Origin of the sequence: Stutzerimonas stutzeri (assembly GCF_013522825.1) — a bacterium.
Classification (GTDB): domain Bacteria; phylum Pseudomonadota; class Gammaproteobacteria; order Pseudomonadales; family Pseudomonadaceae; genus Stutzerimonas; species Stutzerimonas stutzeri_AK.
The window spans coordinates 1-20853 of sequence record NZ_JAAMQZ010000030.1 but is presented as its reverse complement, the minus strand read 5'-3'; the positions used below and the strand labels follow the sequence as shown (position 1 = coordinate 20853).

Annotated in this window: 20 protein-coding genes and 4 tRNA genes; 23 read left to right on the top strand and 1 reads right to left on the bottom strand. The window is 63.1% G+C overall.

Features of this window, described 5'->3' with window-relative positions:
- The first annotated feature begins 11 nt into the window (after positions 1-11).
- From G7020_RS17325 to pcaD, 17 genes are all read left to right on the top strand, one after another.
- Positions 12-1133 carry a muconate cycloisomerase family protein gene (locus tag G7020_RS17325; protein ID WP_181086388.1) on the top strand — a complete coding sequence of 374 codons (1122 nt, stop codon included), beginning with the start codon at positions 12-14 and terminating at the stop codon, positions 1131-1133.
- A gap of 15 nt (positions 1134-1148) precedes the next feature.
- On the top strand, positions 1149-1439 hold the full coding sequence (gene catC / locus G7020_RS17320) for a muconolactone Delta-isomerase (protein WP_181086387.1): 291 nt from the start codon (positions 1149-1151) through the stop codon (positions 1437-1439).
- A 74-nt stretch (positions 1440-1513) separates the two neighbouring features.
- Complete coding sequence (gene catA, locus G7020_RS17315; protein ID WP_181086386.1) at positions 1514-2452, top strand: catechol 1,2-dioxygenase; 939 nt, start codon at positions 1514-1516, stop codon at positions 2450-2452.
- A gap of 190 nt (positions 2453-2642) precedes the next feature.
- Positions 2643-3869: a benzoate/H(+) symporter BenE family transporter gene (locus tag G7020_RS17310; protein ID WP_181086385.1), complete on the top strand. Its 1227-nt coding sequence runs from the start codon at positions 2643-2645 to the stop codon at positions 3867-3869.
- A gap of 129 nt (positions 3870-3998) precedes the next feature.
- Positions 3999-5261: an OprD family porin gene (locus G7020_RS17305; protein WP_423835665.1), complete on the top strand. Its 1263-nt coding sequence runs from the start codon at positions 3999-4001 to the stop codon at positions 5259-5261.
- A 212-nt stretch (positions 5262-5473) separates the two neighbouring features.
- Positions 5474-6658, top strand: a complete 1185-nt coding sequence (locus G7020_RS17300; protein WP_181086383.1) for an ABC transporter substrate-binding protein — start codon at positions 5474-5476, stop codon at positions 6656-6658.
- Between the two features lie 86 nt (positions 6659-6744).
- Positions 6745-7605, top strand: coding sequence for a branched-chain amino acid ABC transporter permease (locus G7020_RS17295; protein WP_181086382.1), 861 nt, complete (start codon positions 6745-6747; stop codon positions 7603-7605).
- 25 nt (positions 7606-7630) lie between these two features.
- On the top strand, positions 7631-8665 hold the full coding sequence (locus G7020_RS17290; protein WP_181086381.1) for a branched-chain amino acid ABC transporter permease: 1035 nt from the start codon (positions 7631-7633) through the stop codon (positions 8663-8665).
- The gene (locus G7020_RS17285; protein WP_181086380.1) at positions 8662-9417 is read left to right on the top strand and encodes an ABC transporter ATP-binding protein; all 756 of its coding nucleotides are present in this window, start codon (positions 8662-8664) and stop codon (positions 9415-9417) included. The genes G7020_RS17290 and G7020_RS17285 overlap by 4 nt, the downstream gene beginning before the upstream one ends.
- Positions 9417-10139 (top strand): ABC transporter ATP-binding protein, encoded by a 723-nt coding sequence (locus G7020_RS17280; RefSeq protein WP_181086379.1) that lies wholly within the window; start codon positions 9417-9419, stop codon positions 10137-10139. Before G7020_RS17285 ends, G7020_RS17280 begins: the two co-directional genes overlap by 1 nt.
- A 2-nt stretch (positions 10140-10141) precedes the next feature.
- Positions 10142-11026, top strand: a complete 885-nt coding sequence (locus G7020_RS24255) for a methyl-accepting chemotaxis protein (protein ID WP_219852735.1) — start codon at positions 10142-10144, stop codon at positions 11024-11026.
- 173 nt (positions 11027-11199) lie between these two features.
- The gene (locus G7020_RS17270) at positions 11200-12042 is read left to right on the top strand and encodes an IclR family transcriptional regulator domain-containing protein (RefSeq protein ID WP_181086378.1); all 843 of its coding nucleotides are present in this window, start codon (positions 11200-11202) and stop codon (positions 12040-12042) included.
- A 343-nt stretch (positions 12043-12385) separates the two neighbouring features.
- Positions 12386-12889, top strand: a complete 504-nt coding sequence (locus tag G7020_RS17265) for an REP-associated tyrosine transposase (protein ID WP_181086377.1) — start codon at positions 12386-12388, stop codon at positions 12887-12889.
- Positions 12890-13159: 270 nt separating this feature from the next.
- On the top strand, positions 13160-14017 hold the full coding sequence (locus G7020_RS17260; protein ID WP_181086376.1) for a CoA transferase subunit A: 858 nt from the start codon (positions 13160-13162) through the stop codon (positions 14015-14017).
- Complete coding sequence (locus G7020_RS17255; protein WP_181086375.1) at positions 14014-14796, top strand: CoA-transferase; 783 nt, start codon at positions 14014-14016, stop codon at positions 14794-14796. The genes G7020_RS17260 and G7020_RS17255 overlap by 4 nt, the downstream gene beginning before the upstream one ends.
- Positions 14793-15998 (top strand): 3-oxoadipyl-CoA thiolase, encoded by a 1206-nt coding sequence (pcaF, locus tag G7020_RS17250; protein ID WP_181086374.1) that lies wholly within the window; start codon positions 14793-14795, stop codon positions 15996-15998. Before G7020_RS17255 ends, pcaF begins: the two co-directional genes overlap by 4 nt.
- A gap of 96 nt (positions 15999-16094) precedes the next feature.
- Positions 16095-16883, top strand: a complete 789-nt coding sequence (pcaD, locus tag G7020_RS17245) for a 3-oxoadipate enol-lactonase (RefSeq protein ID WP_181086373.1) — start codon at positions 16095-16097, stop codon at positions 16881-16883.
- A gap of 41 nt (positions 16884-16924) precedes the next feature.
- On the opposite strand, the gene G7020_RS17240 is transcribed toward pcaD, so the two are convergent.
- Positions 16925-17341 (bottom strand): hypothetical protein, encoded by a 417-nt coding sequence (locus tag G7020_RS17240; protein WP_181086372.1) that lies wholly within the window; start codon positions 17339-17341, stop codon positions 16925-16927.
- A gap of 192 nt (positions 17342-17533) precedes the next feature.
- Here G7020_RS17240 and gltX point away from each other — a divergent pair, with 192 nt between their 5' ends.
- The 6 genes from gltX (at position 17534) to G7020_RS17210 (ending at position 20514) form a co-directional block, all read left to right on the top strand.
- Positions 17534-19015 carry a glutamate--tRNA ligase gene (gene gltX, locus G7020_RS17235; protein ID WP_181086371.1) on the top strand — a complete coding sequence of 494 codons (1482 nt, stop codon included), beginning with the start codon at positions 17534-17536 and terminating at the stop codon, positions 19013-19015.
- A gap of 384 nt (positions 19016-19399) precedes the next feature.
- Positions 19400-19475, top strand: a tRNA-Ala gene (locus tag G7020_RS17230).
- A gap of 57 nt (positions 19476-19532) precedes the next feature.
- Positions 19533-19608 (top strand) — tRNA-Glu (locus tag G7020_RS17225).
- 48 nt (positions 19609-19656) lie between these two features.
- Positions 19657-19732, top strand: a tRNA-Ala gene (locus tag G7020_RS17220).
- A gap of 43 nt (positions 19733-19775) precedes the next feature.
- Positions 19776-19851, top strand: a tRNA-Glu gene (locus G7020_RS17215).
- Between the two features lie 213 nt (positions 19852-20064).
- Positions 20065-20514 carry an acyl-CoA thioesterase gene (locus G7020_RS17210; RefSeq protein WP_181086370.1) on the top strand — a complete coding sequence of 150 codons (450 nt, stop codon included), beginning with the start codon at positions 20065-20067 and terminating at the stop codon, positions 20512-20514.
- Positions 20515-20853 lie beyond the last annotated feature (339 nt).

The window sequence follows — 20853 nt, the reverse complement described above, 5'->3', positions numbered from 1 at the left end:
TTGGACTAGCAATGAGCCAAATCCTGATCGAAAGCATTCAGACGTCGATCGTCGATCTGCCCACCATTCGCCCGCACAAGCTGGCGATGCACACCATGCAGCAGCAGACGCTGGTGATCATCCGCCTGCGCTGCAGCGATGGCATCGAAGGCATTGGCGAGTCGACCACCATCGGCGGGCTGTCCTACGGCAACGAAAGCCCGGAGAGCATCAAGAGCAATATCGACAGTCATCTGGCGCCGATGCTGGTCGGTCAGGAGGCGAGCAATATCAACGCCGCGATGCTGCGTCTGGATCGGATCGCCAAGGGCAACACCTTCGCCAAGTCCGGCCTGGAGAGCGCGCTGCTCGACGCCCAGGGCAAGCGCCTCGGCCTGCCGGTCAGCGAACTGCTTGGCGGGCGAGTGCGCGACGGCCTGGAAGTGGCCTGGACGCTGGCTTCCGGCGATACCGCCAGGGACATCGCCGAAGCCGAACAGATGCTCGATATCCGTCGCCACCGCATCTTCAAGCTGAAGATCGGCGCCAATCCGCTGGAGCAGGACCTCAAGCACGTGGTGGCCATCAAGCGGGCGCTGGGCGATCGCGCCAGCGTGCGTGTTGACGTCAACCAGGGCTGGGACGAATCCCAGGCCATTCGCGGCTGTCGGGTGCTGGGCGAGAACGGCATCGACCTGATCGAGCAACCCATCTCGCGCAACAATCGCGGTGGTCAGATCCGCCTGAACCAGAGCAGCCTGGCGCCGATCATGGCCGATGAATCCATCGAGAGCGTCGAGGACGCCTTCAGCCTGGCCGCCGACGGCGCCGCGAGCATCTTCGCCCTGAAGATCGCCAAGAACGGTGGCCCGCGCGCCGTGCTGCGCACCGCGCAGATCGCCGAGGCGGCGGGCATCGCGCTCTACGGCGGGACCATGCTCGAAGGCGCCATCGGCACCCTGGCTTCGGCCCATGCCTTCGTCACCCTGAACAAACTGACCTGGCACACCGAGCTGTTCGGCCCGCTGCTGCTCACCGAAGAAATCGTCACCGAGGCGCCGGTTTACCGCGACTTCCAGTTGGAAGTGCCGCGCACGCCGGGCCTCGGCTTGACCCTCGATGAAGAGCGCCTGGCGTTCTTCAGCCGTAAATGACCGGAGGCTGAAAACATGCTGTTCCACGTAAAGATGATCGTGAAGCTGCCACTCGACATGGACCCGGCCAAGGCCGCCAGGCTCAAGGCCGACGAGAAGGAACTGGCACAAAGCCTGATGCGCGAAGGCAAGTGGCGCCATCTGTGGCGCATTGCCGGCCAATACGCCAACTACAGCGTATTCGACGTCGCCAGCGTGCAGGAACTGCACGACACCTTGATGCAGCTGCCGCTGTTTCCCTACATGGAGATCGAGGTCGATGCGCTGTGCCGCCATCCGTCCTCGATCCGTGAAGACGATCGTTGATCGATTTCTTTCAGAGCCGGGATATGCCCGGCCAATAAACCGCGTCACCACAATTACAAAATGAGGCCTGAAGCATGACCGTTAAAATTTCCCATACCGAGCACGTGCAGAACTTCTTCAAGGAAGCCAGCGGCTTCGGCAACGACGAAGGCAGCAGCCGTCTGAAGAACGTGATCAACCGTATCCTGGTCGATACCGCGAAGATCATCGAAGACCTGGAAATCACCCAGGACGAATTCTGGAAGGCAGTGGACTACCTCAACCGCCTGGGCGGTCGCAATGAAGCCGGCCTGCTGATCGCCGGCCTGGGGCTGGAGCACTACCTCGATCTGCTGCAGGATGCCAAGGACGAGCAGGCCGGCCTCACCGGCGGCACTCCGCGCACCATCGAAGGCCCGCTGTATGTCGCCGGCGCGCCGATTGCCGAAGGTGAAGTGCGCATGGACGACGGCAGCGAAGACGGCGTCGCCACCGTGATGTTCCTCCAGGGGCAGGTCACCGATGCCGATGGCAAGCCGGTTGCTGGCGCCACCGTCGATCTCTGGCATGCCAACACCCAGGGCAACTATTCCTATTTCGACAAGAGCCAGTCGGACTACAACCTGCGCCGGCGCATCATCACCGACGCCGAAGGTCGTTACCGCGCCCGCAGCATCGTGCCGTCCGGCTACGGTTGCGATCCGCAAGGCCCGACCCAGGAATGCCTCGACCTGCTGGGCCGTCATGGCCAGCGTCCGGCGCATATCCATTTCTTCATCTCCGCGCCGGGTCATCGCCACCTGACCACCCAGATCAACCTTTCCGGCGACAAGTACCTGTGGGACGACTTCGCCTATGCCACTCGCGATGGCCTGGTGGGCGAGATCCGCTTCAATGAAGATGCCGAAGCTGCACGGGCCCGTGGTGTTGAAGGCCGCTTTGCCGAAGTGGACTTCGACTTCCAGCTGCAGAAGGCTCCAGCCCCCCAGGCCGAGCAACGCAGTCAGCGTCCGCGCGCTCTGCAGGAGGCCTAAGCCTCTCGCGGTACTCAAGGTGGATGATAAAGCGCCATCCACCCTACGTTTGCATCAGGGTTCGTAGGGTGGATAACGCTCTTTTTATCCACCGTTGACCCGCCTGGTTCCACCGTTTCACCGCGTTACCTCTACAACAAGAGCGATCCGGGCGCTGCCACGGATAGCCATGCCTGACTTGCGAGGCACTATGAAAACGCTACTGAAGGACTGCTCGATCTCCGCTGTGGTGGCCGGTTTTATCGCGACGGTGATTTCCTACGCCGGGCCTCTGGTGATCATTTTCCAGGCGGCCAAGGCAGCCGACATGCCCCATGATGTGCTGTCGTCCTGGATCTGGACTATCTCCATCGGCAGCGGCGTGCTCGGCATTCTTCTGAGCCTGCGCTACCGGGTACCCATCGTCATCGCCTGGTCCGCACCCGGCTCGGCGCTGCTGGTCACGCTATTGCCCGGCATCACGCTGAACGAGGCGATCGGCGCCTATCTGGTCGCCAATGCGATCATCCTGGTGGTCGGTCTGTCCGGCGCCTTCGACCGCATCATCAGCAAGCTGCCCGCCGCCATTTCCGCCGCCATGCTGGCCGGCATCCTGTTTTCCTTCGGCATCGGCCTGTTCGTATCGGTCAAGGAACAGCCCTGGCTGGTGCTGGCGATGTTCGCCACTTACCTGATTTTCAAGCGCGCCATGCCGCGTTATGCGGTGCTCGCCGTGCTGGTGGTGGGCGTGCTCATCACGGTCGCCAGTGGTGAATTGAATGGCGGAGCGCTGGTAATAGGGCTGGCCACACCGGTCTGGATTTCGCCCGAATTCAGCTGGCAGGTGATGCTCAGCATTGCCTTGCCGCTGGTCATGGTGTCGCTGACCGGGCAGTTCGTGCCGGGCATGGTGGTGCTGCGCAACGATGGCTATTACACACCGGCCAGCCCGCTGATCAGCAGCAGTGCGCTGGGTTCGCTGCTGCTGGCGCCGTTCGGCTGCCACGGGCTGAACCTGGCGGCCATCACCGCCGCCATCTGCACCGGCAGGGAATCCCACGAAGACCCCGCCAAGCGCTATGTCGCGGGTATTTCCGGTGGCGTGTTCTATCTGCTGCTGGGTATTTTCGGCGCCACCCTGGTGTCGATCTTCACCGCCTTTCCCGCCGCCCTGATCGCCGCCCTGGCCGGCCTTGCGCTGCTGGCGGCGATTGGCGGCGCACTGAGTTCGGCGATGGCGGTACCGAAGGATCGCGAAGCCGCGCTGATCACCTTTCTGGTCACCGCCTCGGGGATGTCCCTGCTGGGGCTGTCCGCCGCGTTCTGGGGACTGATCTTCGGTATCGCCGCCCATCTTCTGCTGGGGCTGAAGAAGCCCCGGCCAAGCATTTCGGCCCACCCGCCAGCCGTTACCGAAAGGGAACAGCCGGCGCGCTGAAAACCCGCACAGCCACACCCCAAAAAGAGCAACCAAACCCTGTCGCCTGTTTCCGGTGCTGTGCCCGGAAAGCGGCGACCTGCACCCAGAAAACAACCGAAAACAACAACGAGATAAAACATGACAAAGATGCTGAAAATCTCCCCGCTGGCCCTGGCTGTCGGTGCTTCCTTCATGCTGCCGTCGGCCTTCGCTGCCGAGGGTGGTTTTATCGAGGACACCACGGCAACCCTGCAGGCACGCAACTATTACTTCAGTCGGGATTTCTCCGACATCGTCGGCCCCAACCAGCAGTCCAAATCCGAAGAGTGGGCGCAGGGCTTCATCCTCAGGGTGAACTCCGGCTACACCCAGGGCACGGTCGGTTTCGGTGTCGACCTGCTCGGCCAGCTGGGCATCAAGCTCGATAGCGGTGGTGGCCGGGTCAACACCGGGCTGCTGCCGACCGATACCGATGGCAAGGCGGTGGACAACTACAGCCGTCTCGGTGCGGCACTCAAGGTACGACTGTCGCAGACTGAACTGAAGGTCGGTGAGCAGACGCCGAACCTGCCGGTACTTACCTTCAGCGATATCCGCCTGCTGCCGCCGACCTACCAGGGCGCCAGCATCGTCTCCCGCGAGATCGACGGGCTGACCCTGCAGGGCGGCCAGTTCCGCTCTGGCAGCCTGCTGAATGCGGCGGGTGACGGCAAGATGCGCGCCAAGCTCGGCCATACGCCACAGCTGGGCGGCGATGCGGCGACCGACCGTTTCAACTACGCCGGTGCCGATTACGCCTTCAACGACAAGCGCACCTCGGTCGGCATCTGGTACGCGCAGCTGGAAGATATCTACAACCAGCGCTTCTACAGCCTCAAGCACAGCGAGCCGGTAGGCGACTGGGTGCTGGGCGCCAATATCGGCTTCTACGACTCCAAGGAAGATGGCGACCAGCTGCTCGGCAATATCGACAACCAGGCGGCGTTCTCGCAGCTCTCGGCCAAATACGGCGGGCACACCTTCATGCTCGGCTATCAGGCCATGTTCGGCGATGACGCCTTCCCGCGCGTGTTCAACAACGTCACGCCGCTGGGCAACGAAGTGCCGACCTATGAGTTCGCCGGTGCCGACGAGCGTTCCTGGCAGGTTCGCCATGACTACGACTTCACCGCGCTGGGCATCCCTGGCCTGGTGACCACCGTGCGCTATATCACCGGCGACAACGTGGACACTGGCAGGGGCTTCGAGGGCAAGGAGTGGGAGCGCGATCTGGACGTCGGTTACACCTTCCAGAGCGGCGTGCTGAAGAACCTCAACGTGCGTGTACGCAACGTCGTCGCGCGTTCCAACTACCGCAGCGACATCGACGAGAACCGCCTGATCTTCAACTACACCTGGCAGCTGCTGTAACGGGCCGAGCGCCCGCAGCCGGTGGGTTGCGTTCGCTTTTGTAGGAGGGGGCTTGCCCGCGAGCTTTTGGCGGGTGACTCCGCGCCGGAGCAGAAAAGCAAAGCTCGCTGACAAGTCCGCTCCCACCGTGGGGCGCTGGCCCAGACCGTGAGCCTGGCAGCACGCAACTGAGACATAACCATTCGAAAGGTCCTGATGCCTTGGAGAATCACATGAAGAAGAATAAAAGAAACGCCTTCCAGTCGTTGAACATCGGCGCCCTGGCACTGGCCCTCGGCGCCACCCTGAGCAGCGCCGCGCAGGCCGCCGATCCGGTCAAGGTCGGCATGCTGCTGCCCTACACCGGCACCTACGCGGCGCTTGGCGAAGCCATCACCAATGGCATGAACCTGGCCATCGAAGAGAAGGGCGGCAACCTCGGCGGGCGGCCTGTGGAAGTGGTTACGGTGGACAGCGAAGCCGATGCCGGCAAGGCCGTGCAGAACATGCGCAAGCTGATTTCCGGCTCCAAGGTGGACGTGGTCATCGGCCCGGTGCATTCGGGCGTCGGTATGGCTGCGGTCAAGGTCGCCCGGCAGAGCGGGGTGCCGCTGATCATCACCAATGCCGGCTTCAACGCGGCCACCGGGCCGATGTGCGCACCGAACATCTTCCGCACCTCGTTCACCTCCTGGCAGACCGCCTACCCGATGGGACAGGTGGCGGCTGATCGCGGCTACAAGAACATCGTCACCGTGGCCTGGCGCTACGGCTTCGGTGTCGAGTCGGTGGCCGGCTTCAAGGAAGGCTTCGAGAAGGCCGGCGGCACGGTCAGCAAGGAAATCTACGTGGCCTTCCCGGACGTCGAGTTCCAGTCTCAGTTGACCGAAATCGCCGCGCTGAAACCCGATGCGGTGTTCGTCTTCTTCGCCGGCGGTGGCGCGGCCAAGTTCGTCAAGGATTACGCGGCGGCTGGCCTGCAGGGCCGAATTCCGCTGCTCGGCTCGGGCTTTCTCACCGAAGGCACGCTGCTCGCCCAGGGCGATGCGGCTGAAGGCGTGCTGACCACGCTGCACTACGCCGACAGTCTCGACACGCCGCAGAACAAGAGCTTTCGCAGCGAGTACCGGCAGAAGTTCGGCAAGGAAGCCGACATCTATGCCGTGCAGGGCTATGACGCCGGCCTGCTGCTGGCGCAGTCGCTGGACAAGGTCAAGGGCAACACCCAGGACCGCGACGCCTGGATAGCCGCCATGGAGCAGACGCGCATCGACAGCCCTCGTGGCGAGTGGGGGTTCTCCAAGGCGCACAACCCGGTGCAGAACATCTATCTGCGCGAGGTGCGTGATGGCATCAACGAGGTGGTCAGCATCGCTGCCGAGAGGCTGGCGGACCCGGCCAAGGGCTGCAAGTTGTAAGCCTGCTTACGACTAGTTGTCTCGGACGTCGCCGCCTGGAGGCCGCGTCGTCCGAGTGTCCGTGACCTTTCTGCTGGTATGCGCTTATGGATTTCTCCACTGTTCTGATTCAAACCATGAACGGCCTGCAATACGGCCTGCTGCTGTTCCTCATTGCCAGCGGCCTGACGCTGATCTTCGGCATCATGCACATCATCAACCTGGCCCACGGCGCGCTATACATGGTGGGTGCCTACCTGGCGTTTTGGGCCACCTCGCTGACCGGCAACCTGTTTCTCGCGATCCTGCTGGCGTTGCCGCTGGCGGCGCTGTTCGGCGTGGTGATCGAGCGCTGCCTGATGCGCGTCCTGTACCAGCGCGAGCACCTCGATCAGGTGTTGATGACCTTCGGCCTGATCCTGGTGATTGACTCGCTGCGCAGCATCGCCTGGGGCAACGACGTGCACAGCGTGCCCATCCCGGAAATCCTCGCCGGCTCCATCCAGCTCACGGAAAACCTCGAATACCCGGTGTACCGGCTGTTCATTTCCGCGGTCTGCGTGCTGGTGGCGCTGAGCATGTACTGGATCCTGCAGCGCACGCGCCTGGGCATCGTCATTCGCGGCGGCGCCAGCAACCGCGAGATGGTCCAGGGGCTGGGCATCAACATCAAAGCGATCTACACCCTAGTGTTCGCCGCCGGCGCGGCGCTGACGGCCTTTGCCGGGATGATCGCCGCCCCGGTTTCCTCGGTATATCCAGGCATGGGCAACCAGATCCTGATCATCGCCTTCGTGGTGGTGGTCATCGGTGGCCTGGGCTCCATTCGCGGCGCCTTTCTCGGTGCGCTACTGGTGGGGCTGACCGCGACCTGGGGCGCCGTGCTGGTGCCCGAGTACGCCGGCATGGCGATCTACATGCTGATGGCCGTGGTGCTTCTGTTCAAACCTCGCGGGCTGTTTGCCTGATCTGCCCTTCGGAGGAGACCAACTTATGAGACATATCCCCAAACCCATCCAATACCTGCTGCTGACGTTGCTGTTGCTGCTGGCGCTGTTTCCCCTGGCGGGCGGCGCGCTGTTCGGCGAGCGGCAGGAGTTTCTCATGCAGCAGATCACCTACATCCTGATCCTGGCCATCGTCGCGCTCAGCCTCGACCTGCTGGTGGGCATTACCGGCATGGTCAGCCTGGCCCAGGCGGCCTTCTTCGGCATCGCCGGCTACAGCCTGGTGTTGCTCGCCCCGGAGTTCGAGGCGGTGAGCATCTGGGTCGCGCTGCCGCTGTGCCTGGGCATCAGCGCATTGGCGGCGTTGCTGATGGGCCTGTTGATCATCCGGACCTCGGGGATCTTCTTCATCATGGTCACCATCGCTTTCTCGCAGATGCTCTTCTATCTGTTCCATGACGCCCCGTTCGCCGGCGGTTCCGATGGCGCCTTCCTCACCATGAAGCCCAGCGTGATGATCGGTGATCTGCAACTGCTGGATCTGGAAAACCACACCACTCTGTATTACGTGGTGCTGGCCTCGATGGTGGGGGTCTACCTGTTGCTGCGCACCTTCCTGCGGGCGCCGTTCGGCAAGGTGCTGCTGGGCATCAAGGCCAACGAGGAGCGGGTACGGGCGCTGGGTTACAACCCGACCTATTACAAACTGGCGGTATTCGTGATCGCCGGCACCATCGCCGGTTATGCCGGCATGCTCGCGGCTACCCAGTACGGCTTCGTCAGTCCCAGCCAGCTGAGCTGGCAGATGTCGGCCCATGCCCTGGTGATGGTCATTCTCGGCGGCATGGGCAGTCTGTTCGGGGCCATCCTCGGCGCTTTCGCCTTCGAGGGCCTGCACCATCTGTTCGCCAGCCTGACGCCGCACTGGGAGCTGCCCATGGGCCTGGTGGTGATCGCCATGGTGATGTTGCTGCCCAAGGGCATCGCCGGTCTGCTGGTGAAGATTTTCGAGAAAAAACCCGCGCCGGCGGCTGAAGACAAGCCTCTGCCCGTTGTCCTGAAACAGGAGGTGAGCCAATGAGTGTCGTACTGGAAACCCGTGGCCTGACCAAGACCTTCGGCGGGCTGACCGCTGTCAACGATGTCTGCCTGACGGTGGGGCCGCGTGAAATTCACGCCATCATCGGCCCCAACGGCGCGGGCAAGAGCACCATGGTCAACCTGCTCTCCGGCCAGTTGCGCCCCTGTGGCGGGGAGGTGCTGTTCCATGGGGCGAACATCGCCGCGATGGCGCCCAACCGCATTTCCCACCTGGGCATCGGGCGCAGCTTCCAGCGCACCAACGTCTTTCCGAACTTCAACTGCCTGGACAACTGCTGGCTGGCGGCGCAGTCGCGGATGAAGAACTCGTTCCGCTTCTTCAAGCGCAGCGAACACTACCGCCAGGTGCGCGAGCGTGCCGAGCATGGGCTGGAGCTGTGTGGCCTCAGCCGCCACGCGCATACGCTGGCCGACTCTCTGAGTTACGGCGAACAGCGGCAGCTGGAGATCGGCATGGTGCTGGCAACCGATCCCACATTTCTGCTGCTGGACGAGCCCATGGCCGGTATGGGCAAGGAGGAGTCCGGGCGCGTGGTGGAGCTGCTGGCCAGGCTCTCGCAGGACTATTCGATGGTGCTGGTCGAGCACGACATGGACGCGGTGTTCAGCATCGCCAAGACCCTGACGGTGATGGTCAACGGCCAGGTGCTGGCCAGCGGCCCGCTGGATCAGGTGCGCAACGACCCTGCGGTGCAGCAGGCCTACCTGGGCGACGGCGAGGAGCAATTCTGATGGCAACGGCGAACACTCCCCTGATCGAGGCCAGCGGCCTGCATACCTACTACGGCAACAGCCACGTGCTGCATGGCGTCGATTTCCATATCGACCCCGGCGAAACCCTGGCGCTGATGGGCCGCAACGGCATGGGCAAGACCACCACCATCCGCTCGCTGCTGGGGCTGACACCGGCGCGCCTTGGCGAAGTGCGGGTCAAGGGGCAGCGCCAGCGCGGCGCCGGTACCCACCAGATCATCCGCAAAGGCATCGGCTATGTGCCGGAAGGGCGCGGCATGTTCCCCAACCTGACGGTGCGCGAAAGCCTGATCATGGCCGCACGCGCCGGTGTTGACGGGCGCCGGGAGTGGGATCTGCAGCGGGTGCTGAAGACCTTTCCGCGCCTGGCCGAGCGCTTCGAGCACCTGACCGGCAACCTCTCCGGCGGCGAGCAGCAGATGGTCGCCATCGGCAGGGCGTTGATGACCAACCCCGACCTGATGATCCTCGACGAAGCCACCGAAGGCCTGGCGCCACTGATCCGCAAGGAAATCTGGGACGTCATCCGCCTGATCAAGGCCAGCGGCATCGCCACCCTGGTGGTGGACAAGAACGTCAACGTCCTGCTCGACCTGACCGATCGCAGCATGATCATGGTCAAGGGCCAGGTGGTGTTCGACGGCACCAGCGAGGCCCTGAAAGGGCAGCCGCAGCTGCTGCAAAACCATATCGGCCTGTAACCATGAACAACGTGAAAACAGGCTTGCAGCTATGCGGCGTGCTGGCGGCCCTCGGTCTGGCCTGGCTGAATCCGCAACCGCTTCAACTGGGGCTGGTGGCACTGCTGCTGGGCTGCTGCGTGATGGCTCTGCTGGCCAATGGTCGCGAGCGGCGTGTCTCCGGACAGCCCGCGCCGGAGCCGCTGCCGCAGGTCGAGCCGGAGCTGTTGCCGGCTCTGCCGGTCGCTGCGCAGCCGCCGGCGGTCGTCGTCGATCGGAGCGAACCGTTGCGCGCTGCCTTGCGTGAGGCGCTGGTCGATCTGCTGGAAAACATCGAAGGCAGCCAGCGCGACATGCAATACGCCACCGATCTGGCCAAAGTGGCGGGCGGCCATGTGCAAAGCAGCGCGGGCAGCATCGCCGGCTCCGTCGAGGCGATCAGCGGGCTGGCCGAGTATATGGGCCACATCGATCAGGTCTTCGATGAGCTGGGCAACCAGTCGCAGCGCATCGGCGCCATCGTCGGCAGCATTCAGGACATCGCCCGGCAGACCAACCTGCTGGCGCTGAATGCCGCGATAGAGGCCGCGCGGGCGGGCGATCATGGTCGTGGCTTTGCCGTGGTCGCCGATGAGGTGCGCAACCTGGCGCGGCGTGCCAACGATTCCAGCGAGCAGATCGGGCAGATCGCCGAAGGCTTGAAAAAAGCGGCGGAGGGTGCCCGTTCGGGCATGGAACAGATCGGCGACTCAACCCGCACGGGGCTGGAAAAGTCCGCCCTGGCGCTGCAGGCCATGGATGAGATGCGCGCCGGTGCGGCGGCTCGGGTGGAGATTGTCGAGCGCATCGTGCAGCGCCTGGCTGGCCAGCAGGCCTTGGCGCAGCGGATGGAGGAGGCGATGCGCTGACGCAGCACGGCAGCAAGGCGTAGGGCCGAAATTGTTCGGCCTTTGCAGGCATTGGTCGAATGAATTCGACCCTACAACATGGCGAGCACGGTGATCAGTAGCTTGGCGGCATTTTGCGATTATCGGTTTATTGATCGATAATCGCGCATCGCTCTCTGACAAGGTGATCCGCCATGACTGACGAAACCCGCCCCGGTGTCGCGCCGATGGCACCGGTCATCATCGCGTCGCCGGCCAAGCGTATCGAAGCCCTGACCGGCGATCCGAATTTCATGAGCTCGCTGGCACGCGGGCTGGCGGTGATTCATGCCTTTCAGGAGCGCAAGCGCCATCTGACCATTGCCCAGATCAGCCACCGCACCGAGATTCCCCGCGCGGCGGTGCGGCGCTGCCTGTACACGCTGATCAAGCTTGGCTACGCCACCACGGACGGGCGGACCTATTCGCTGCTGCCCAAGGTACTGACCCTCGGCCACGCCTACCTGTCCTCGACGCCGCTGGCGGTGACCGCGCAGCCGATTCTCGACCAGCTCAGCAACCGACTTAACGAAGCCTGTTCCATGGCTACCCTGGAAGGTGACGAAGTGCTCTATGTCGCACGCTCGGCCACACCGCAACGGCTGATCTCCGTCGATCTCAGCGTCGGCAGCCGGTTGCCGGCCTACTGCACCTCCATGGGCCGCATCCTGCTGGCCGCGCTGGACGATGCGGCGCTGGACGATTACCTGGAGCACGCCAACCTGCAGATCAAGACCAGCCGCACCCTGCACACTCCGGAAGCGATCCGCGCCTCGATTGCCGAAATCCGCCAGCAGGGCTGGGTGATCGTCGATCAGGAACTGGAGATCGGCCTGCGCTCATTGGCCGTGCCCCTGAAAGATTCCGCCGGCCAGGTCCTGGCCGCACTCAACGTCGGCACCCACGTCAGCCGCATCACTCGCCAGGAACTGGAAACCCGCTTCCTGCCGGTGCTGCTGGAAGCGAGCCGGGAGCTGAGTACGCGGCTGTTTCATTGACATTGGTTCCCTTGTCGGGTCGATGAAGCGTGACCCGACCTACAACTCGGTTAAACCCTGTTGAGCAGCAACAGATGATGGGCTAAATGTAGGTCGAATTAGCCGCAGGCGTAATCCGACGGGCGGATTCACAGACAACCATAGGGCGATAATGGGTACGGCGCTTGCCTCTGTGGTGTTTGATGGTTTGCTCGTCGGGTTGGTGGAGCGTAACCCGACCTACATGGGTTGCACGGCTCTGCTTCGTAGGTCGAATTAGCCGAAGGCGTAATCCGACGCTGCGAGGCATGAACCACCACAACCCACCCAACAGAAAGCAAAACTCACCGAGCAAGGAGTGCTTATGAGATACCGCAGGATGCGGACACCGGGGGCATCATATTTTTTCACGGTGGTGACGCAGAACCGCCGTCTGCTGCTGGCGTGCGCGGAGAATGTCGAGCTGTTGCGGGAGGCTTTCCGTGTCGTGCAGCGCCAACGGCCTTTCGTGCTGGAGGCGGCGGTCGTTCTTCCTGACCATCTGCATTGCATCTGGACCCTGCCCGAGGGCGATGCGGATTATCCGACACGCTGGCGGCTGATCAAGAGCCGGTTTACCCGACGCTATACCGAGCGCCTGCTGCGCGATCCTGATTTCGCCCGTCACGCATGTGGGCAAGGGTCGATATGGCAGCAACGCTATTGGGAGCACTGCCTGCGCGACGAGGAAGACAGGCGGCGCCATCTGGATTACCTCCATTACAACCCCGTGAAGCACGGCCTGGTAACACACCCTGCCGACTGGCCTTATTCAAGCTTTGCGCGGCATGTTGCAAAGGGTTTTTACCCGGCGGACTGGGCTGGATGAACGTTGACAATGAATCTGCTCGACCCTCGCCCGTCGGGTCGATAAAGCGCGACCCGACCTACACCAGCGCAGAGCCCGCTTTTGGCTTTGTAGGTCGGATTAGCCGCAGGCGTAATCCGACGATCCGCAGGCATCAATCGATTTATCATTATGTTCGATTATCGAACGGTTAATCGATTATCGGATTGTCTCGTCGTGGGACGGTGGTTAGTGTGGGTCGCAAGCGCTGCTTCGTTGGCGCATTCAGCCCATTACACGAGACATGACCCCATGGCCGAGATCCTTTCCCTTCGCGAAGCAATCGATCGCTTCGTCAGGAATGGCGATACCGTCGCCCTCGAAGGCTTCACCCATCTGATTCCCACTGCCGCCGCCCACGAAATCATCCGTCAGGGCAAGCAGGACCTGACCCTGGTGCGCATGACCCCCGACCTGGTCTACGACCTGCTGATCGGCGCCGGTTGTGCGAAGAAGCTGATCTTTTCCTGGGGCGGCAACCCCGGCGTCGGCTCGCTGCACCGCCTGCGCGATGCGGTGGAAAAACAGTGGCCGCAGCCGCTGGAAATCGAAGAGCACAGCCACGCCGACCTGGCCAACGCCTACGTCGCCGGCGCCTCCGGCCTGCCGTTCGCGGTACTGCGCGCCTATCTGGGCTCCGACCTGCCGAAGGTCAACCCGATGATCAAGTTCATCGACTGCCCCTTCACCGGCGAGACGCTGGCGGCGGTGCCCAGCGTGCGTCCGGACGTCACCGTGATCCACGCACAGAAGGCCGATCGCAAGGGCAACGTGCTGATCGCCGGCATCCTTGGCGTGCAGAAGGAAGCCGCGCTGGCGGCCAAACGCTGCATCGTCACCGTCGAGGAAATCGTCGACGAGCTGAGCGCGCCGATGAATGCCTGCGTGCTGCCGAGCTGGGCGCTGACCGCCGTCTGCCTGGTGCCGGGCGGGGCGCATCCGTCCTACGCGCATGGCTACTACGAGCGCGACAACCGCTTCTATCAGGCGTGGGACCCGATTGCCCGCAGCCGCGAGTCCTTTACCGCCTGGATCGATGAATTCATCCGTGGCACCGCCGATTTCAGTGCATTCCAGGCCAAGCTGGCCGCACAGCAGGAGGCCCAGTGATGACCTACTCGACCAACGAAATGATGACGGTGGCCGCCTCGCGTCGCCTGGGCAATGGCAGCGTCTGCTTCGTCGGCATCGGCCTGCCGTCCAAGGCGGCCAACCTGGCGCGCCTGACCCATGCGCCGGACGTGGTGCTGATCTACGAATCCGGCCCCATCGGCGCCAAGCCCTCGGTGCTGCCGCTGTCCATCGGCGATGGCGAGCTGGCCGAAACCGCCGACAGCGTGGTGCCGACTGGTGAGATCTTCCGCTACTGGCTGCAGGGCGGGCGTATCGACGTGGGTTTCCTCGGCGCGGCGCAGGTGGACAAGTACGGCAATATCAACACGACCGTTATCGGTGACTACCGCCAGCCGAAAGTCCGCTTGCCAGGAGCGGGCGGGGCGCCGGAAATTGCCGGCTCGGCCAGACAGGTGCTGATCATCCTCAAGCAATCGCACCGCACCTTCGTCGACAAGCTGGCGTTCATCACTTCGGTGGGCTTCGGCGAAGGCGGCGAGCATCGCCAGCAGCTCGGGCTGCCGGGCGAAGGGCCGGTGGCCATCATCACCGACCTGTGCATCATGGAGCCGGAAGCCGGCACCAATGAATTCGTCGTCACTTCCCTGCATCCTGGCGTAACCCGCGAGCAGGTGGTGGAGAACACCGGCTGGGCGATTCGCTTCGCCGACGATGTGGCCATCACCGAGGCGCCGCGCGCCGGGGAACTGGAGGCACTGCGCGCGCTGGAAGCCCGCACGGCTGCCGCCCACGGCCAGACAGGAGGTGACGAGTGACACGCGAAGTCTTTATCTGCGACGCCATCCGCACGCCCATCGGGCGCTTCGGCGGCGGACTGGCGGCGGTGCGCGCCGACGATCTGGCAGCGATCCCGATCAGGGCGCTGCTGGAGCGCAATCCGCAGCTCGATCCGGCGGCCATCGACGAGGTGTTCCTCGGCAGCGCCAACCAGGCCGGCGAGGACAACCGCAACGTCGCGCGCATGGCCGCGCTGCTGGCCGGGCTGCCGGACAGCGTGCCGGGCGTGACCCTCAACCGCCTCTGCGCCTCGGGCATGGATGCGGTGGGCAGCGCCTTTCGCGCCATCGCCTGCGGCGAGCTGGAGCTGGCCATCGCCGGCGGTGTGGAGTCCATGTCCCGTGCGCCCTTTGTGATGGGCAAGGCTGAAACGGCCTTTGGCCGCACCCAGACCATCGAGGACACCACCATTGGCTGGCGTTTCATCAACCCCAGGATGAAGGAAATGTATGGCGTCGATGCCATGCCGCAGACCGCCGACAACGTCGCCGAGCAGTGGAATATCAGCCGCGAAGACCAGGACGCCTTCGCCCTGCGCAGCCAGCAGCGTACCGCCAAGGCGCAAGCCGCAGGTTTCTTCGCCGAGGAAATCGTCCCGGTGCTGATCAAGGGTCGCAAGGGCGACACGGTAATCGACGCCGACGAACATCCCCGCGCCGATACCACCGCCGAAGCGCTGGCCAGACTCCGGCCCATCAACGGCCCGGACAGGACCGTCACTGCCGGCAACGCCTCGGGCGTCAACGATGGCGCGGCGGCGATGATCCTCGCCAGTGCCGAAGCGCTACAGAAATATGGCCTCACGCCGCGCGCCAGGGTGCTCGGCATGGCCAGCGCCGGCGTCGCGCCGCGCATCATGGGCTATGGTCCGGTGCCGGCGGTGCGCAAGCTGTGCGAGCGGCTGAACCTCGCCGTGAATGATTTCGACGTGATCGAACTCAACGAGGCCTTCGCCGCCCAAGGGCTGGCCGTCACGCGCGACCTGGGGCTGGCCGACGACAGCGACAAGGTGAACCCCAACGGCGGTGCCATCGCCCTCGGCCATCCGTTGGGCATGAGCGGCGCACGGCTGGTGCTGACGGCGATTCACCAGTTGGAGAAGACCGGCGGCAAGCGGGGCCTGGCGACCATGTGCGTGGGTGTGGGACAGGGGCTGGCGCTGGCGGTCGAAAGGGTGTAACCGGTTTGCGATGAGCTGCGTTCTGCGCGATCGACTCCTCGTGTCGTCGCTGGGCGCAGTTCATCTTTTTATTTTCCAGCTTCCGATGGAGTTTCCATGACCACCGTAAAACTCGACGATTGCGAATTGAATGTCCGTCTTGAAGGCCCGGTCGATGCGCCGGTGCTGGTGCTGTCCAACTCGCTGGGCACCGATCTGAACATGTGGGATGCCCAGGCGCTCGCCTTCAGCGAGCACTTTCGCGTGCTGCGCTACGACACCCGCGGCCATGGCGGCTCGTCGGTCACGCCAGGACCCTACAGCATCGAGCGGCTGGGCCGTGATGTGCTGGGCCTGGTGGACACGCTGGGCATCGACCGTTTCGCCTTCTGCGGCCTGTCCATGGGGGGGCTGATCGGCCAGTGGCTGGGGATCAATTCCGGCGAGCGCCTGACGCGGCTGGTGATCTGCAACACCGGCGCGAAGATCGGCACCGACGAGGTCTGGAACGAGCGTATCGATACCGTACTCAAGGGTGGCGAGCAGGCCATGCGCGACATGCGCGACGCCTCCAGCGCACGCTGGTTCACCCCGGCGTTCGCCGAACGGCAGCCGGCACAGACCCAGCGCATCACCCAGATGATCGCCGCTACCTCGCCCGAGGGCTATGCCGCCAACTGCGCGGCGGTGCGCGATGCCGACTACCGCGAGCAGCTTGACGCGATCAAGGTGCCGACGCTGATCGTCTGCGGCAGCAAGGACCCGGTGACCACCCCCGACCATGGCCGCTACATGCAGGCGCATATCGCAGGCGCCGAGCTGGTCGAATTCGAGGCGGCGCATCTGTCCAACGTCGAGGCGGGCGAGGCTTTCACCCGGAGCGTGCTGGGGTTTCTGCGTGACTGATAGCGCGCGGCTGACAGCGCGCAGGCTCGGCAAGGGCGGGCTCAGCGGCCAGCCAGGTCCTGCCGTGGTTCCGGCTCCAGTACGGCGATGGTCTGGTCGCTGTGCCTGAAGGAAACCAGCGCCGTCAGCCAGGCCTGCAGGACGGGCGAACGGGTTCTCTGGTTGCGCATGGCGCTGGCGATGATTTCCCTGGCGATGGTCACCATCGCGCTTTTGCTGCCGAGAAAGTGCCAGTTGAACCAGCCGTCGTCGTAGCTCCCGGACGCCGCCTGGCCCGGCGCGAGGGGTATGAAGACCTTGATCGAAAGGTCGAACAGCACTTCCGGTTTGGAAATGATCACCAGCTTCACGTCGCCGACCCTGCGCAACCAGTAGCGATGATCGAAGCGATCTCCCGTGAGTGTCGCGGACTGGTTGAGGGCTTCGTCGATCAAGGCTTTGTTGTCGATCAGTTGCATGGTCGGCTTCTCTGGCGCTTGTGTTGGCGATTGGCGATGCCGGGTTATCGGTTGGCTGCGGGGTTTGTTTAGAGCGTTCTGTCGGAACCATGGGAATGCATGCCGCCGCCTTCGGCTGGAGCGGGCGGCCTGCCGCCTGCTAACATCGCGCCTTTGTTTCTTCTGTTCGTCCCTCCGCTTTCGAGAGCCGCCATGACCACCGTCCGCACCCGTATCGCGCCGTCCCCGACCGGCGACCCCCATGTCGGTACCGCCTACATCGCGCTGTTCAACCTCTGCTTCGCCCGCCAGCACGGCGGCCAGTTCATCCTGCGCATCGAGGACACCGACCAGCTGCGCTCGACCCGCGAATCCGAACAGCAGATCTACGACGCACTGCGCTGGCTGGGCATCGAGTGGGACGAAGGTCCCGACGTCGGTGGCCCGCACGGTCCTTACCGGCAGAGCGAGCGCGGCGAGATCTACAAGAAGTATTCGGACGAACTGGTCGCCAAAGGCCATGCCTTCCCGTGCTTCTGCAGCGCCGAGCGTCTGGATCAGGTGCGCGCCGAGCAGATGGCCAACAAGGAAACCCCGCGCTACGACGGCCATTGCATGCACATCGCGCCGGCCGAGGCGCAGCAGCGCATCGCCAGTGGCGAATCCCACGTGGTCCGCATGAAGGTGCCCAGCGAAGGCGTCTGCCAGGTGCAGGACATGCTGCGCGGCACCGTCGAGATCGGCTGGGACCGCATGGACATGCAGGTGCTGATGAAGGCCGACGGCCTGCCGACCTACTTCCTCGCCAACGTGGTCGACGATCACCTGATGGGCATCACCCACGTGCTGCGCGGCGAGGAATGGCTACCGTCGGCGCCTAAGCTGATCAAGCTCTACGAATACTTCGGCTGGGAACAGCCGCAGCTGTGCTACATGCCGCTGCTGCGCAATCCGGACAAGAGCAAGCTGTCCAAGCGCAAGAACCCCACCTCCGTGACCTTCTACGAGCGCATGGGCTTCATGCCCGAGGCGATGCTCAACTATCTGGGCCGCATGGGCTGGTCGATGCCCGATGAGCGCGAGAAGTTCACCCTGGCAGAGATGATCGAGCACTTCGACATCAATCGTGTGTCGCTGGGTGGGCCGATCTTCGATATCGAGAAGCTGTCCTGGCTCAACGGCCAGTGGATTCGCGAACTGAGCGTGGAGGCCTTCGCCAGCCAGGTCCAGCAGTGGGCACTGAATCCCGAATACCTGATGAAGATCGCACCGCACGTGCAGGGCAGGGTGGAAACCTTCAGCCAGATCGCGCCGCTGGCCGGTTTCTTCTTCTCCGGTGCGCTGAATCTCGACCCGGCCTTGTTCGAGCACAAGAAGCTCGACGCCACCCAGGTGCGCCAGGTGCTGCAGCTGACCCTGTGGAAGCTCGAAGCGCTGCGCCAGTGGGACAAGGAGCGCATCACCGATGTCATCCAGGCGGTGGCTGCGCATCTGGAGCTGAAACTGCGCGACGTGATGCCGCTGATGTTCGCTTCGATCACCGGCCAGGCCAGTTCGGTCTCGGTGCTCGATGCGATGGAAATCCTCGGACCGGACCTCACGCGGTTCCGCCTGCGCCAGGCGCTGGAGCTGCTCGGCGGCGCATCGAAGAAGGAAGTGAAGGAGTGGGAAAAGCTGCTGGCGGCGATATCGTAGGTCGAATTAGCCGCAGGCGTAATCCGACGCTTCCGGGGCGTTCGAGGCACAACTCGGTAAACCGAAATCTGATCTTGGCTTCGGTTGTCGGGTCGATAAAGCGTGACCCGACCTGCAAGGCACGGGAATTCCGCTTTGTAGGTCGAATTAGCCGCAGGCGTAATCCGACGATTCCGGGGCATTCGAGAGGCAATCCGGTAAACCGAAACCTGGCCTTGGCCCCGATCGTCGGGCCGGTGAAGGGTGACCCGACCTACTCAGTTATGGATATGCCGCTTGTCGGTGGTAAGTGTTTGTTCTCCTGTCGAAATTTCTTCATTGGCCAGTAAAAATTTCGTTGACAGTGCGCAGGAGCGCCCCTAATATGCGCCCCGTCCACGAGATGGGGCTATAGCTCAGCTGGGAGAGCGCTTGCATGGCATGCAAGAGGTCGACGGTTCGATCCCGTCTAGCTCCACCAATCTCGTAAACGAATTGCCACCGACACGCTGAACGGCGGGTCGCGTCAGAAGGTTTTGTCCCCTTCGTCTAGTGGCCTAGGACACCGCCCTTTCACGGCGGTAACAGGGGTTCGAGTCCCCTAGGGGACGCCATATCCAGCAGCGATGCGCAAGTATCGCGAGTCGGGAGACATTAAATCCGGGGCTATAGCTCAGCTGGGAGAGCGCTTGCATGGCATGCAAGAGGTCGACGGTTCGATCCCGTCTAGCTCCACCAATTCCACACGCTTCGGCATCTGCCGGACCGTATCGAAGGTTTCGTCCCCTTCGTCTAGTGGCCTAGGACACCGCCCTTTCACGGCGGTAACAGGGGTTCGAGTCCCCTAGGGGACGCCATTTTTATTGCCCGTTTTGGGCGTTAAAGGGTCATTTCTCATGAAATGGCCCTTTTTGTTTTGTGTCCGACAAAAGCTGGCCAGAAACCTTTCTGGCGCAGCGGATGACAAAAGTCCGGTGAATGATCACTCATGCATGACTGCAGCAGGTGCGGCATGCAAGATAGGTTTCATCTGGCCGTGATCTCGACGGCGCACAGCACGAGAGGTATGCATGATCTGGGACCAGCCTGACGCCTTCATCATCGACATCAGGGTCGAAGCCGAGCACATCGATGAACTCGGTCACGCCAATAATGCGGTCTACGTGACCTGGTTGGAGCAATGCGCCTGGCAGCATTCGCAGCGCCTGGGGCTTGGCCTGGAGGATTATCAGCGGCTGAACCGTGCGATGGCGGTGTTGAGACACGAAATCGATTACCTGGCGGCCGCTTATGAGGACGATCACTTGCTGCTGGGTACCTGGATTACCGAATCCGACCGGCGCCTGAAGATGAAGCGTAACTTCCAGCTGATCAGGCCTGCCGACAACGTGACGCTGTTGCGCGCTCAGACCACCTTCGTCTGTATAGAAATGACCAGCGGCAAACCGAAACGGATGCCGCCGGAGTTTCTCGATGGCTATGGCAGGGCGCTGGTCGAGCCTTATCCATTGCAATTGTAGGTCGGGTCACGCTTTACCGACCCGACATGCGGGGTTGAGGTCGTTCGCGAGGATTTGCCGCACATCGTCGGATTACGCCTGCGGCTAATCCGACCTACAAAAGCCCAAAGCGGGCTCTGCGCTGTTGTAGGTCGGGTCACGCTTTACCGACCCGACGTGCGGGGTTGAGGTCGTTCGCGAGGATTTGCCGCACATCGTCGGATTACGCCTTTGGCTAGGGCCTGTTAACGCTACTGGCTTGACGGCGAGTAATGCGGGATACTTCGCGCATGATGATCACACCCGAACAATTCTCCGCCATTGAACATTGCTTCCCGCGCCAGCGCGGCAATGTCAGCT

Coding starts and splice junctions, on each gene's coding strand:
- G7020_RS17325 (WP_181086388.1), top strand. CDS start 12: ATGAGCCAAATCCTGATCGAAAGCATTCAGACGTCGATCGTCGATCTG.
- catC (WP_181086387.1), top strand. CDS start 1,149: ATGCTGTTCCACGTAAAGATGATCGTGAAGCTGCCACTCGACATGGAC.
- catA (WP_181086386.1), top strand. CDS start 1,514: ATGACCGTTAAAATTTCCCATACCGAGCACGTGCAGAACTTCTTCAAG.
- G7020_RS17310 (WP_181086385.1), top strand. CDS start 2,643: ATGAAAACGCTACTGAAGGACTGCTCGATCTCCGCTGTGGTGGCCGGT.
- G7020_RS17305 (WP_423835665.1), top strand. CDS start 3,999: ATGCTGAAAATCTCCCCGCTGGCCCTGGCTGTCGGTGCTTCCTTCATG.
- G7020_RS17300 (WP_181086383.1), top strand. CDS start 5,474: ATGAAGAAGAATAAAAGAAACGCCTTCCAGTCGTTGAACATCGGCGCC.
- G7020_RS17295 (WP_181086382.1), top strand. CDS start 6,745: ATGGATTTCTCCACTGTTCTGATTCAAACCATGAACGGCCTGCAATAC.
- G7020_RS17290 (WP_181086381.1), top strand. CDS start 7,631: ATGAGACATATCCCCAAACCCATCCAATACCTGCTGCTGACGTTGCTG.
- G7020_RS17285 (WP_181086380.1), top strand. CDS start 8,662: ATGAGTGTCGTACTGGAAACCCGTGGCCTGACCAAGACCTTCGGCGGG.
- G7020_RS17280 (WP_181086379.1), top strand. CDS start 9,417: ATGGCAACGGCGAACACTCCCCTGATCGAGGCCAGCGGCCTGCATACC.
- G7020_RS24255 (WP_219852735.1), top strand. CDS start 10,142: ATGAACAACGTGAAAACAGGCTTGCAGCTATGCGGCGTGCTGGCGGCC.
- G7020_RS17270 (WP_181086378.1), top strand. CDS start 11,200: ATGACTGACGAAACCCGCCCCGGTGTCGCGCCGATGGCACCGGTCATC.
- G7020_RS17265 (WP_181086377.1), top strand. CDS start 12,386: ATGAGATACCGCAGGATGCGGACACCGGGGGCATCATATTTTTTCACG.
- G7020_RS17260 (WP_181086376.1), top strand. CDS start 13,160: ATGGCCGAGATCCTTTCCCTTCGCGAAGCAATCGATCGCTTCGTCAGG.
- pcaD (WP_181086373.1), top strand. CDS start 16,095: ATGACCACCGTAAAACTCGACGATTGCGAATTGAATGTCCGTCTTGAA.
- G7020_RS17240 (WP_181086372.1), bottom strand. CDS start 17,341: ATGCAACTGATCGACAACAAAGCCTTGATCGACGAAGCCCTCAACCAG.
- gltX (WP_181086371.1), top strand. CDS start 17,534: ATGACCACCGTCCGCACCCGTATCGCGCCGTCCCCGACCGGCGACCCC.
- G7020_RS17210 (WP_181086370.1), top strand. CDS start 20,065: ATGATCTGGGACCAGCCTGACGCCTTCATCATCGACATCAGGGTCGAA.